This is a genomic window from Pseudomonas sp. PA1(2017) (assembly GCF_001945375.1).
Classification (GTDB): domain Bacteria; phylum Pseudomonadota; class Gammaproteobacteria; order Pseudomonadales; family Pseudomonadaceae; genus Aquipseudomonas.
In genome coordinates this window covers 37,274-50,544 of record NZ_MSXU01000012.1, presented here as the reverse complement: position 1 = coordinate 50,544, position 13,271 = coordinate 37,274, and the positions used below count along the sequence as shown (strand labels likewise).

13 protein-coding genes are annotated in these 13,271 nt (G+C 64.9%); 8 read left to right on the top strand and 5 right to left on the bottom strand.

The annotated features are described in order from the left end of the window. The first annotated feature begins 33 nt into the window (after positions 1-33). Positions 34-906, top strand: a complete 873-nt coding sequence (gene trxA, locus BVH01_RS17495; RefSeq protein ID WP_075931533.1) for a thioredoxin — start codon at positions 34-36, stop codon at positions 904-906. Between the two features lie 165 nt (positions 907-1,071). Here the strand turns inward: trxA and BVH01_RS17490 are convergent, their stop codons facing one another. Beyond that, positions 1,072-1,428, bottom strand: coding sequence for a hypothetical protein (locus tag BVH01_RS17490; protein WP_075931532.1), 357 nt, complete (start codon positions 1,426-1,428; stop codon positions 1,072-1,074). A gap of 129 nt (positions 1,429-1,557) precedes the next feature. Between BVH01_RS17490 and BVH01_RS17485 the strand changes: the two genes are divergently transcribed. The 5 genes from BVH01_RS17485 (at position 1,558) to BVH01_RS17465 (ending at position 5,695) form a co-directional block, all read left to right on the top strand. Beyond that, complete coding sequence (locus BVH01_RS17485; protein ID WP_075931531.1) at positions 1,558-2,139, top strand: DUF2796 domain-containing protein; 582 nt, start codon at positions 1,558-1,560, stop codon at positions 2,137-2,139. 128 nt (positions 2,140-2,267) lie between these two features. After that, a complete protein-coding gene (locus BVH01_RS17480; RefSeq protein WP_075931530.1) occupies positions 2,268-2,975 on the top strand; it encodes an ABC transporter ATP-binding protein in 708 nt (235 codons plus the stop codon). A 1-nt stretch (position 2,976) separates the two neighbouring features. Next, positions 2,977-4,239 carry an ABC transporter permease gene (locus BVH01_RS17475; RefSeq protein ID WP_075931529.1) on the top strand — a complete coding sequence of 421 codons (1,263 nt, stop codon included), beginning with the start codon at positions 2,977-2,979 and terminating at the stop codon, positions 4,237-4,239. Positions 4,240-4,295: 56 nt separating this feature from the next. Beyond that, positions 4,296-4,817, top strand: coding sequence for a DUF3299 domain-containing protein (locus tag BVH01_RS17470; RefSeq protein ID WP_075931528.1), 522 nt, complete (start codon positions 4,296-4,298; stop codon positions 4,815-4,817). 185 nt (positions 4,818-5,002) lie between these two features. Next, positions 5,003-5,695 carry an OmpW family protein gene (locus BVH01_RS17465; protein ID WP_075931527.1) on the top strand — a complete coding sequence of 231 codons (693 nt, stop codon included), beginning with the start codon at positions 5,003-5,005 and terminating at the stop codon, positions 5,693-5,695. Between the two features lie 157 nt (positions 5,696-5,852). On the opposite strand, the gene BVH01_RS17460 is transcribed toward BVH01_RS17465, so the two are convergent. Together BVH01_RS17460 and BVH01_RS17455 are read right to left on the bottom strand one after the other, a co-directional pair. Next, positions 5,853-6,782: an NAD-dependent epimerase/dehydratase family protein gene (locus BVH01_RS17460; RefSeq protein ID WP_075931526.1), complete on the bottom strand. Its 930-nt coding sequence runs from the start codon at positions 6,780-6,782 to the stop codon at positions 5,853-5,855. Next, positions 6,775-7,659, bottom strand: a complete 885-nt coding sequence (locus tag BVH01_RS17455) for a sugar nucleotide-binding protein (protein WP_075931525.1) — start codon at positions 7,657-7,659, stop codon at positions 6,775-6,777. The genes BVH01_RS17460 and BVH01_RS17455 overlap by 8 nt, the downstream gene beginning before the upstream one ends. A 245-nt stretch (positions 7,660-7,904) precedes the next feature. On the opposite strand from BVH01_RS17455, the gene BVH01_RS17450 reads away from it, so the two are divergent. Continuing rightward, positions 7,905-8,252: a hypothetical protein gene (locus BVH01_RS17450; protein WP_075931524.1), complete on the top strand. Its 348-nt coding sequence runs from the start codon at positions 7,905-7,907 to the stop codon at positions 8,250-8,252. A 60-nt stretch (positions 8,253-8,312) separates the two neighbouring features. Here BVH01_RS17450 and BVH01_RS17445 read toward each other — a convergent pair whose 3' ends face one another. Beyond that, on the bottom strand, positions 8,313-8,813 hold the full coding sequence (locus BVH01_RS17445; protein ID WP_075931523.1) for a single-stranded DNA-binding protein: 501 nt from the start codon (positions 8,811-8,813) through the stop codon (positions 8,313-8,315). A gap of 15 nt (positions 8,814-8,828) precedes the next feature. Continuing rightward, entirely contained in the window at positions 8,829-10,217 is a 1,389-nt protein-coding gene (locus BVH01_RS17440) for an MFS transporter (protein ID WP_075931522.1), read from the bottom strand. 187 nt (positions 10,218-10,404) lie between these two features. Here BVH01_RS17440 and uvrA point away from each other — a divergent pair, with 187 nt between their 5' ends. Next, positions 10,405-13,239: an excinuclease ABC subunit UvrA gene (gene uvrA / locus BVH01_RS17435; protein ID WP_075931521.1), complete on the top strand. Its 2,835-nt coding sequence runs from the start codon at positions 10,405-10,407 to the stop codon at positions 13,237-13,239. Positions 13,240-13,271 lie beyond the last annotated feature (32 nt).

The window sequence follows — 13,271 nt, the reverse complement described above, 5'->3', positions numbered from 1 at the left end:
TCACACCACTTTTCGCGCGGACAGAGACCGACCATGAGCGACACCCCCTACATCTTCGATATCAATGGCGCCGCCCAGTTCGAGCAACTGGTGATCGAGAACTCGTTCAACAAGCCGGTGCTCGTCGACTTCTGGGCCGAATGGTGCGCACCCTGCAAGGCGCTGATGCCGGTACTGGCGCAGATCACCGAGGGCTACGCGGGCGAGCTGCTGCTGGCCAAGGTCAACTGCGACGTCGAGCAGGACATCGTCGCGCGCTTCGGCATTCGCAGCCTGCCGACCGTGGTGCTGTTCAAGAACGGCCAGCCGGTCGACGGCTTCCAGGGTGCCCAGCCGGAGTCGGCGATTCGCGCCCTGCTGCAGCCCCATGTAGCCGAGCCACCGGCGCCCCAGACCGACCTGATGGAAGTGGCCCAGACGGCCTTCGCCGACGGCCGCATCGGTGAAGCCGAAGCCGCGCTCAAGGAATTGCTGACGGAAAACAACGAGAACGCCGCCGCGCTGATTCTCTACGCCCGCTGCGTGGCCGAACGGGGCGAACTGAACGAGGCCGAGCAGGTGCTGGGCGCCGTGAAAGGTGATGAGCACAAGCAGGCACTCGCCGGTGCCCGCGCGCAGATCACCTTCCTGCGCCAGGCCGCCGACCTGCCGGACGCCGCCACCCTGAAAAGCCGCCTGGCGCAGAACGGCGAGGACGACGAAGCGGCTTATCAGCTGGCCATCCAGCAACTCGCCCGCCAGCAATACGAGCCGGCGCTGGACGGCCTGCTGAAGCTATTCGTGCGCAATCGCAATTACGCCGACGGCCTGCCGCACAAGACCCTGCTGCAAGTGTTCGACCTGCTCGGCAACGACAATCCGCTGGTCACCACCTACCGCCGCCGGGTCTACCAGGCGCTGTATTGAGTCTTTTAACCGTGCCCCGCTGACGTAGCCTGGCGTTAGCGCAGCGATACCCAGGGCACCTATCAGCACGTAGCCTGGGTGAGAGCCATTTTCCCGGGTATCGCTGCGCTCAACCGCGGGCTACAGATGCGGCCCGTGCCGTGCGTGAACACGGTACTTGCCGCCTCACTCTGGCTGCCCAACCCAGCAATAAACCGGTGCATCGGCGCCGGTTTCCATGCGCACCTGATCACAATGGCGCAGGCGAACCAGCAGGCGCTTGCCCGCCACTTCACCGCCGGCCAGCGCAGCCAGTTGCGCCATGAGCTGCGGCCCCTCGATACGCCCTGCACGGCGTAACAACTCCAGCACCGTCTGCCACTGGCCATCCTGATCCGCCTGGGCCGGGGCTGACGCCACCGTCGTCGGCACCTGCGCTGCAGGCACCGTCACCGCCCCTGCCAGCTGCGCCCAATCCTGCGGATCCAGTTCCACCGTCAGGTCCACCGGCCAATCGCCGATCCGCCCGCGAATACGCACCATGCCTACCTCCACCTAATCGATGCGCCATGCTCCCACGGGCGGGCAGGCAAACCAAGCCGCTCTACCACCACGCATAAATTTGTTATAACGTATCAATCCATTCCAGCACTCACCCGACCGGAGCTTCCCATGCGCCACCTGCTGCTCGCCCTGCCCTTCGCCCTGTTGCCCCTGGCTGCTGCCCAGGCCCACGACCATGAACACGGTAGCCTCGGCAAACACGAACACGGCGTCGCCACGCTGAACGTGGCACTGGAAGGCAGCACTCTGGAAATCGAGCTGGAAAGCCCGGCCATGAACATCGTCGGCTTCGAGCATGCCGCTACCAGCGATGCCGACAAGAAAACCGTCGCCGCCGCCCGCGCGCTGCTTGAAAAGCCCCTGGCCCTGTTCGCCCTGCCTGCCGCTGCCGGCTGCAGCCTGAACGAACACGAAGTACGCAGCCCGCTGTTCGGCAACGCCGAAGCCGACCACGACCACGACCACGACCACGACGAGCATGCTGACGGCGACGACCATCACCACGAACATAGCGATATCGATGCGGACTACAACTTCACCTGCAAACAGCCGGGTGAGCTGAAGACCCTCGACCTGTCGGCGTTCTACAAGCAATTCCCTGCCACCCAGAAGATCAACGTGCAACTGATCGGCCCGAGCGGCCAGCAGGGCGTCGAGTCGACCCCGGCCAACCCGCGCCTGACATTCTGACCGACCACGCAGATGCCGCCACAAGGCGGCATCTGCCGTTACACACGTTCGGCAACACCCTCTGGCTCAGCATTTCGTGGCCATGACTGGCACACTTGCTGCCTTTCCCTCCAGCGCCAGCAGTCCCCATGACCACAGCACTGATCGAACTCACTGACCTCGGCTTCGCCTGGCCCGGCCAGGACGAGCTTCTGGACATTCCCCATTTTCACCTGCAACGCGGCGAGACCCTGTTTCTCAAGGGCCCCAGCGGCAGCGGCAAGACCACCCTGCTCGGCCTGCTCGGCGGCGTACAGAAACCTGGCCGCGGCACCATTCGCCTGCTGGGCGAAGACCTCGCCACGCTCTCGGCGGCGCGTCGGGATCGCTTTCGCGTCGACCACACCGGCTACATCTTCCAACAGTTCAACCTGCTGCCATTCCTGAGCGTGCGCGACAACGTCGAACTGCCGTGCCGCTTTTCCGGTCTGCGGGCCGAGCGCGCCGCCCAGCGCTACGGCAGCGTCGACCAGGCCGCCGGCAAGCTGCTGGAGCACCTGGGGCTGCGCCCGGAATTGCTCGAACGGCGCGCCGACTCGCTGTCCATCGGCCAGCAACAACGCGTCGCCGCCGCCCGCGCGCTGATCGGCCAACCGGAGCTGGTGATCGCCGACGAGCCGACTTCGGCGCTGGATGCCGATGCCCGTCAGGCGTTCCTCGAGCTGCTGTTCGGCGAATGCCGCGACGTCGGCGCCAGCCTGTTGTTCGTCAGCCATGACCAAAGCCTGGCCGCACTGTTCGACCGCAGCCTGTCGCTGGGTGAACTCAACCGCGCCAGCAAACCCCAGGAGGTCTGAGGTGTTCCTGTTACGACTCGCCCTGGCCAGCCTGGCCAACCGCCGTTTTACCGCCCTGCTCACGGTATTCGCCATCGCCCTGTCGGTGTGCCTGCTGCTCGCGGTGGAGCGGGTGCGCACCGAAGCGCGTGCCAGCTTCGCCAACACCATCAGCGGCACCGACCTGATCGTCGGCGCCCGCTCCGGCAGCGTCAACCTGCTGCTCTACTCGGTGTTCCGCATCGGCAACGCCACCAACAACATCCGCTGGGACAGCTTCGAGAAACTCGCCGCGCATCGCCAGGTCGACTGGGCGATCCCCATTTCCCTGGGCGACTCGCACCGCGGCTATCGGGTGATGGGCACCAACGAGGGCTACTTCGACCATTACCATTACGGCCGCGGGCAATCCCTTCAGCTGGCCCAGGGCGAGCGCTTTCACGACCTGTTCGACGTGGTGCTCGGCGCCGAGGTGGCCGAGGCGCTGAACTACAAGCTCGGCGACAAACTGGTGCTGTCCCACGGTGTGGCGACGGTCAGCCTGCAGCAGCACGACGACAAGCCGTTCGTGGTCAGCGGAATTCTGGCCCGTACCGGCACCCCGGTGGATCGCACCCTGCACATTTCCCTGGAAGGCATGGAAGCGCTGCACGTCGACTGGCAGAACGGCGTACCCGCCCGCGGCGCCGGCAAGGTCAGCGCCGAACAGGCGCGGCACATGGACCTGCAGCCCAAGGCGATCACCGCGGCGATGCTCGGCCTGAAGAGCAAGATCGCCACCTTCGCCGTACAGCGCGAGGTCAACGAATATCGCGGCGAGCCGTTGCTGGCGATTCTCCCCGGTGTCGCCCTGCAGGAGCTGTGGAGCCTGATGGGCACGGCGGAAAAGGCGCTGTTCGTGGTCTCGCTGTTCGTGGTGCTGACCGGGCTGATCGGTATGCTCACGGCGATTCTCACCAGCCTCAACGAGCGTCGCCGGGAGATGGCCATCCTCCGTTCGGTCGGCGCGCGGCCCTGGCACGTCGCCAGCCTGCTGGTTCTCGAGGCGTTCTCGCTGGCGGTGGCTGGCGTGGTGGCCGGCACGGCGCTGCTGTATGCCGGCATCGCCGGTGCACAAGGCTACGTGCAGGCCAACTATGGCCTGTATTTGCCGCTCAGCGCACCAACCCCCTATGAGTGGACGCTGCTCGGCGCTATTCTGGCGGCCGCCCTGCTGATGGGCTGTGTCCCGGCCTGGCGCGCGTATCGGCAGTCGTTAGCGGATGGGCTCTCCATCCGACTGTGACTGAACGAAGCCGGGCCAATCAGCCCGGCTTCGTTTTCCAACCCGAAGGTAGTGTCATGCGTCGCGCCCTGCTTACCGCTCTGCTCCTCACCCTGGCCTCGCCGCTCTGGGCTGCCGAATTGCGTACTCTGAATTGGCAGGAACTGATCCCCAAGGACGCACCGCCACAGGTGCCGCAGATGACGCCGATGCACGACATGTCGCAGTTGGGCGATGCCTTGTCCGAGGGCGGCGCGGCCTCGTTGCAGCAGTTCCCGTCGGCGCCGGTGGTCAAGGAGATGGACGGCCAGAACGTCAAGATCCCCGGCTACATCGTACCGCTGGACGTCACCGAAGAAGGCCGCGTGACCGAGTTCCTGCTGGTGCCCTACTTCGGCGCCTGCATCCATGTGCCGCCACCGCCGTCCAACCAGATCATCCACGTCAACACCGAACTGGGCGTGCTGCTCGACGCGCTGTACCAGCCCTTCTGGGTCGAAGGCCCGCTCAAGGTCGAGCACAGCAGCAGCGAACTGGCCGAGGTCGGCTATCAGCTGGCGGCGGACAAAATTTATCCCTACGAACTACCGGCCAATTAGGGTCTGTTGACGCGTCAGCATGGGCCCGGCACTACGGGTTGCGCTGAAGCCTCGACAGACCCTGCATCGTGACAAATCGTCGCACCCTTGCTTAGCCAGCTATTGAGCTGAGTCAACAGGCGCTTCGCCCAGCGCCTTACCCTGACGCCATCCGAGATGATTCGAATGACCGTTAGGAGCTCACCATGTACAAGTCGCTGTTCTCTGCCTCGCTGATCGCCCTGGCGCTGGCGGCCCCCGTTGCCCAGGCGCACCAGGCCGGTGACATCCTCGTGCGCGCCGGCGCCATCACCGTCAACCCCGAGGCGGACAGCTCCTCGGTCAAGGTCGACCGCGGCGGCCTGGCGGGCACCGACCTGGGCGGCAAGGCGACCATGAGCAGCGACACCCAGCTAGGCCTGAACTTCGCCTACATGCTGACCGACCACCTGGGCGTCGAACTGCTCGCCGCCACGCCGTTCGAGCATGACGTGAAGATCAAGGGCACCGTGCTGGACGCCGCCAACGGCAAGCTCGGTACCCTCAAGCACCTGCCGCCGACCCTGAGCCTGGTGTACTACCCGCTCGACGCCAAGTCGGCCTTCCAGCCCTACGTCGGCGGCGGCATCAACTACACCTGGATCTACGACGAACACGTGGGCAGCGGCGCCTCGTCAGCCGGTTTCGACAACTTCCGCGCCAAGAACTCCTGGGGCCTGGCCTGGCAGATCGGTGCCGACTACATGCTCACCGACAACCTGATGATCAACGCCCAGGCTCGCTACATCGACATCGACACCACCGCCTATGTGGACAACACCGCCCTGGGCGTGCGCGCCAAAGTCGACGTGGATGTCGATCCGTTCGTGTACATGGTGGGGCTGGGTTACAAGTTCTAAGGACAGCTGGAGACAGCTAGAAGGAGTGGGCTGACAGCGATCTGCTTTTTGTGGGAGCGGGCCATGCACGCTCCCACAGGAACAGCGTTTAGTCCGCTGGCCACTCGAACGCAAAAAGCCGGCATTGCCGGCTTTTCGCTGCCCGGCGATTAGCGCCTCAGCTATTAAGCAACGCCGCCAGCCCATCACGCAGCGACGTCTGCGTCGGCAGCCGGTACTCGTTCGCCAGGCGGCCATTGTCGGCACGGGAATGGCGGATATCGCCGGCTCGCGCGTCCAGATGCGTCACCGGCGGCAGGCCGCCGAGCAGCTCACCGATCTGCGTCAGCAACTGCTTGAGGCTTACCGACTCGTTCCAACCGACGTTCACCGCGCCTGCAGGCGGCTGCCCGGCGTCCAGCGCCTGCAGCAGCAGTGCGACCAGATCGGCGACATAGAAGAAATCCCGGGTCTGCTCGCCGTCACCGAACACGCTGATCGGCAGGCCTTGCTGGGCGCGCTGGGTGAAGATACTGATCACCCCCGAATATGGCGAGGATGGGTCCTGGCGTGGGCCGAACACGTTGAAGAAACGAAAAATCGCCGGCTCCAGTCCATGCTGCCGCGCGTAGAACTCCAGGTAGTGCTCGCTGGCCAGCTTGTCCGACGCGTAAGGCGTCAAAGGTGCCTTGGCGGTGGCTTCGTCGATGGCCACGCCTTCGCCATTGTTGCCATACACCGCGGCGCTGGAAGCGAACACCACGCGACGCACGCCGTGCTCGCGCATGGCTTCGCAAATGTTCAGGGTGCCGATGAAGTTGCTCTGGTGGGTGCTGACCGGATCGTCCACCGAGGCCTGTACCGAGGCCACGGCTGCCAGGTGCACCACGGCGCTGCAACCGGCCACCGCGCGGCTGACCAGCGCGGCGTCGGCTACGTCGCCTTCGATGAAGGTCAGGCGAGCATCATCGAACGGCAGGTTACTCAGCTTGCCCATGGACAGGTTGTCCAGCACGCGCACGCTGTGCCCACGCGCCAGCAGGGCGTCGACCAGGTTGGAGCCGATGAAGCCGGCACCGCCGGTGACGAGAACAGGTTGATCAGACATGGCGGTAATAGTGCTCCAGCAGGCTCGGCAGGCCGGCACGCCAGGCGCGCGGCTTGACGCCGAAGGTGTGAAGGATCTTCTTGCACGCGAGTACGCCGTGCTGCGGCTCTTCCGAGGCATCGCCCCTGGCGGCGTGGGCCTGCCCGCAGATCTCTTCCAGCAGGTTCTGGCGCAGGTGCCGGGCCTCGCTGAGCATCGCCTGGCCCAGCGCCAACGCCGTGGTCGCCTCGTGGCCGCCGTAATGATAGGTGCCCCACAGCGGCGCGGCGCAGTCGAGCTGCTTGAGGACGGCGAGAATCACTCGCGCGGCATCGTCCACCGGCGTCGGGTTGCCACGTCGGTCGTCGGCCAGGTACAGCGCCTTGTCACGCTCGGCGCGCACCAGAAAGCGTGCCAGCAGGCCGTCCGGGCTGTCATCGAGGATCCAGCCGAAGCGCAGCAGCACATGACGCGGGCACAAGGCGCGCACGCTCTGCTCCATGCGCACCAGCACCTGGCCGCGCATGCTCAGCGGCTGGGTTTCGTCCTTCTCGTTGTAGGCGGTCGCCCGGGCGCCATCGAACACCCGGTAACTGGACGGCTGCAGCAGGCGAATATCGTGATGCTGGCAGAGCTCGGCCAGGCGCTCGACGGCACGCTCCTGAGCGGCGAAACGCTCTTCGCTGACCTTGGAGGCCTGAAACCAGTCGAAATAATAGGCGAGGTTGATCACCGCATCAGGGCGGGTATCGTCGACCAACTGAGTGAGGCTGGCGGCATCCCAACCCTGGGCCGGCGGGCGCGGGGCGAGGAAACCGATATCTTCTTCGGCCCCCAGGCGAATCAACGCCCGACCCAGCGTACTGCCACCACCCAGCAACAACAGGCGCATGCGCATAACGAAACTAGAAGCTCCACAATCAGATTTGAGCCGACGCCCGGCAACGGTGCCTGGGTAGCCGACTCTTGGCAGAGCCCGAACGGTTCAGCCCCATGGCCTGCATTTTGCTGTTTTTACCCCGCGGCGTCACCACCGGGCTTCATCTTGACGCGCCAGGGCTCGGCGAAGGCACGCTGCGGGCAACCCTGCGGCGCGATCTGGGTCTGAATGGCGAGCCGATAGAGAAGCGAAGGAAGAGAAACGTGAGAAAACTGCTGTTCCTGGCCTGCTGTGCGGTACTCGCCTACGGCCTGTTTCGCCCCGAGCCACCACCCGACCTGTTCGACGAGTCGGACAAATTCCTCCATCTGATCGCCTTCGGCGGCCTGTCTCTGGTTACCCGTATCGCTTTTCCCAGCATGCCCGGCTGGCTGCTATGGCCGCTGCTGTACATCCAGGCGCCCCTGCTGGAATGGTTGCAGCATGTGATCCAGCCGGTACGCGAGTTCAGCCCGCTGGACGTACTGGCCAACCTCTGCGGCATCAGCCTCGCGCTGGTGCTGTGGATCTGCCAGGGCCTGCTGCGCAAGCGCCTCTTCAAGCCGGCCTGAGCCGCGTTGGCAGAAATGAAAAGGCCCCGCAGTGCGGGGCCTATTGCAGTCAGCTGACGATCAGAACGGAATGTCGTCGTCGAAGCTGTCGTAGTCCTGGGCGGGCTGCGGCTTCTGCTGCTGCGGCGCGGACTGGCGCGGCGCCTGCTGCTGCGGCTCGCGCTGCGGTGCCGGGCGCGACTGACGTGGAGCGGAATCACCACCACCGGCATTGTCCGGACGACCGCCGAGCAGCTGCATGGTGCCCTGCATGTCGACGATGATCTCGGTGGTGTAGCGCTTCACGCCGTCCTTTTCCCACTCGCGGGTCTGCAGCTTGCCCTCGATGTACACCTGGGAGCCCTTGCGCAGGTACTCACCAGCGATCTCGGCGACCTTGCCGAACAGCGACACACGGTGCCACTCGGTTTTCTCGACACGCTGACCGGTCTGCTTGTCCGTCCACTGCTCGCTGGTGGCCAGGCTCAGGTTGGTCACGGCATTGCCGCTGGGCAGATAGCGCGTTTCCGGATCCTGTCCGCAGGTACCGACCAGAATGACTTTGTTAACCCCACGGGCCATAACGCTCTCCTACTTTCAGCACGTCACCGGCGCCGCTTCGATCAAGCGCTGCAGCGACGTGCGATCCAATTGTTGGGTATCCACTTTCACATAGAGGGCGGCCTCTTCGACCACCACTACGGCATCCGCCACTCCCGGCGCTGCCTGAATTCGCTCCGCCAGCCCCACTTCCTGCAACGCCGCGCTGGAAAGCGGCAACCGCAGGCTGGTCACGTACGGCGGTTCACGCATAGTAACAGCAAAGGCCAGCCAGAGAACCGTCAACAGTGCACAGCCGCCGAACACGCCTGCCAGCCCGTAGTGCTGATACAGCCAGCCGCCAAGAATGCCGCCCAGGGCCGAGCCGAGGAACTGGCTGGTCGAATACACGCCCATGGCCGTGCCTTTGCCGCCCGCCGGCGCCACCTTGCTGATCAGCGAGGGCAGCGAAGCTTCCAACAGGTTGAACGCGGTGAAGAACACCACGATGCCCAGCACCAGGTTGCGCAGGCCGTGGCCGAACGCCCAGAAGAACAGCTCGCAGCCGAGCAGCACGATGATCGAGCCGACCAGTACACGGCGCATCTGGCGCTTCTTCTCGCCGTAGATGATAAACGGCACCATCAGGAAGAATCCGCCGAGCAGCGCAGTGAGGTACACCCACCAGTGCTGCTCCTTGGGCAGGCCGCCCTGCTCCACCAGTGCCAGCGGCAAGGCGATGAAGCTGGCCATGAGGATGGCGTGCAGGGCGAAGATGGCGAAATCCAGCCGCAGCAGGTCCGGGTGTTTGAGCGTCGGCCACAGGGCCTGCCTGGCGACGCCGGACTCGCGGTGCTGCAGCGGGCCGGCACTCGAAGGCACCAGGCCAGCGACGATGACGATGCCCAGCAGCGCCATGGCGCCGGTGGCCAGGAACAAACCGGAAAGGCCAAAGGCGCGCGTCAACAGTGGCCCGACTACCATCGCCACGGCGAACGAAAGGCCGATGCTCATACCGATCATGGCCATGGCCTTGGTGCGGTGCTGCTCACGGGTAAGGTCGGACAGCAACGCCATCACCGCGGCGGAAATCGCCCCAGCGCCCTGCAGCACGCGCCCCGCGATCACGCCCCAGATGGAATCGGCATTGGCCGCCAGCAGGCTGCCGGCGGCGAAGATCACCAGGCCGAAGTAGATCACCGGGCGCCGACCGATGCGATCGGAGATCACCCCGAAGGGAATCTGCAGAAAGGCCTGGGTCAGGCCGTAGGCACCGATCGCCAGGCCGATCAGGGCCGGGGTTGAACCGGCGAGCTCCTGCCCATAAATAGCCAATACCGGCAACACCATGAACATGCCCAGCATGCGGAATGCGAACACCAACGCCAGCCCACCGGCTGCACGAGTTTCCGCGCCACTCATGCGTTCGCTGTGCGAATCGCGCATCGTCGATAACCTGTTGAAACAAGCCGGCGATTCTACCAGTCGAAACCCTACTGGCACAGCAGCGGCGCTTTGCCGCACGCCTGTTGCCGCCCGTATACTCGGCGGTTTATCCGCCCGCCAGGCGAGGCTGTGACAAGGGCCTCCGGTAAAGACAGCGACGAAAACCCAGTCAGCCTAGAGGTTCCTTTTGGACAAGATCCTGATTCGTGGGGCCCGTACCCACAACCTGAAGAATATCGACCTGACATTGCCACGCGACAAGCTGATCGTGATCACCGGCCTGTCGGGCTCGGGCAAGTCGTCCCTGGCCTTTGACACGCTGTACGCCGAAGGCCAGCGTCGCTACGTGGAGTCGCTGTCGGCCTATGCCCGGCAGTTCCTGTCGATGATGGAAAAGCCCGATGTCGACACCATCGAAGGCCTGTCGCCGGCGATCTCCATCGAGCAGAAGTCCACCTCCCACAACCCGCGTTCGACCGTCGGCACCATCACCGAGATCTACGACTACCTGCGCCTGCTCTACGCCCGCGCCGGTACGCCGCGCTGCCCCGATCACGACCTGCCGCTGGAAGCCCAGACGGTCAGCCAGATGGTCGATCAGGTGCTGGCCATGCCCGAAGGCAGCAAGCTGATGCTGCTGGCCCCGGTGATTCGCGAACGCAAGGGTGAGCACCTGGCGGTGTTCGACGAGTTGCGCGCCCAAGGCTTCGTGCGCGTGCGGGTGGACGGCAAGTTATACGAGCTGGACGAACTGCCCAAGCTCGACAAGCAGAAGAAGCACAGCATCGACGCCGTGGTCGATCGTTTCAAGGCCCGCGGCGATCTGCAGCAGCGCCTGGCCGAATCCTTCGAGACCGCGCTCAAGTTGGCCGACGGCCTGGCGCTGATCGCGCCCATGGACGGGGAAGAAGGCGAAGAGATCATCTTCTCCGCGCGCTTCGCCTGCCCCGTGTGCGGCCATTCGATCAGTGAACTGGAGCCCAAGCTGTTCTCCTTCAACAACCCGGCCGGCGCCTGCCCGACCTGCGACGGTCTGGGCGTGAAGCAGTATTTCGACGCCAAGCGCCTGGTCAACGGCGAGCTGACCCTGGCCGAAGGCGCGATACGCGGCTGGGACCGGCGTAACGTCTACTACTTCCAGATGCTCGGCTCACTGTCGTCACACTATGGCTTCAGCCTGGACAAGCCGTTCGCCGAACTTGACGCCGAGCACCAGAAGGTGATTCTCGGCGGCAGCGGTTCGCAGAACGTCGACTTCAAGTACCTCAACGACCGTGGTGATATCGTCAAGCGCTCGCATCCGTTCGAAGGCATCGTGCCCAACCTCGAACGCCGCTACCGCGAAACCGAGTCGACCAGCGTGCGCGAGGAACTGGCCAAGTTTCTCAGCACCCAGCCCTGCCCCGACTGCCGCGGCACACGCCTGCGTCGCGAGGCGCGTCATGTATGGGTGGGCGAGAAGACCCTGCCTGCCGTTACCGGCCTGCCGATTGGCGCGGCCAGCGACTACTTCGGCGGCCTGACCCTGGACGGTCGCCGTGGCGAGATCGCCAGCAAGATCCTCAAGGAAATCTGCGAACGCCTACAGTTCCTGGTCAACGTCGGCCTCGACTACCTGACTCTGGATCGCAGCGCCGACACGCTATCCGGCGGCGAGGCCCAGCGCATCCGCCTGGCGAGCCAGATCGGCGCCGGCCTGGTGGGCGTCATGTACATCCTCGACGAGCCGTCCATCGGCCTGCACCAGCGTGACAACGAGCGCCTGCTCGGCACCCTGCGCCACCTGCGCGACATCGGCAACACGGTGATCGTGGTCGAGCACGATGAAGACGCCATCCGCATGGCCGACTACGTGGTCGACATCGGCCCGGGTGCGGGCGTGCACGGCGGGCAGATCGTTGCCGAGGGTACAGCTGAAGAAGTCATGGCGCACCCGGACTCGGTCACCGGCAAGTATCTGTCCGGCCGCACCAAGATCGTCGTGCCGGCCAAGCGCACACCGCGCAACAAGAAGCTGTCGCTGAAGATCAAGGGTGCTCGTGGCAACAACCTGCAGAACGTCAACCTGGAAATCCCCATCGGCCTGCTGACCTGCGTGACCGGGGTCTCCGGCTCGGGCAAGTCGACGCTGATCAACAACACCCTGTTCCCGCTCAGTGCCACCGCACTGAACGGCGCCACTACGCTGGAAGCCGCTGCCCACGACAGCATCGACGGCCTGCAGCACCTGGACAAAGTGGTGGACATCGACCAGAGCCCCATCGGCCGTACGCCGCGCTCCAACCCGGCGACCTACACCGGCCTGTTCACGCCGATCCGCGAGCTGTTCGCCGGCGTGCCGGAAGCACGCTCACGCGGCTATGGCCCGGGGCGCTTCTCGTTCAACGTCAAGGGCGGGCGCTGCGAGGCGTGCCAGGGCGATGGCCTGATCAAGGTGGAGATGCACTTCCTGCCGGACATCTACGTGCCCTGCGACGTGTGCAAGAGCAAGCGTTACAACCGCGAAACCCTGGAGATCAAATACAAGGGCAAGAGCATCCACGAGGTGCTGGAAATGACCATCGAGGACGCCCGCGCGTTCTTCGATGCCGTACCGGCCCTTGCGCGCAAGCTGCAGACGCTGATGGACGTGGGCCTTTCGTACATCAAGCTCGGCCAGTCGGCGACCACTCTGTCCGGTGGCGAGGCGCAGCGGGTCAAGTTGTCCCGCGAGCTCTCCAAGCGTGACACCGGCAAGACCCTGTACATCCTCGACGAACCGACCACCGGCCTGCACTTCGCGGATATCCAGCAATTGCTCGACGTTCTGCACCGCTTGCGCGACCACGGCAACACCGTGGTGGTGATCGAGCACAACCTGGACGTGATCAAGACCGCCGACTGGCTGGTGGATCTGGGGCCCGAAGGGGGCTCCAAAGGCGGACAGATCATCGCCGTCGGCACGCCGGAAGAAGTGGCCGAGATGCCGCAGTCCCACACGGGGCACTTCCTCAAGCCGCTGCTGGAACGTGATCGCGCCTGAGCGCCTCCCTGAAACGAGAAAGCCCCGCGAGC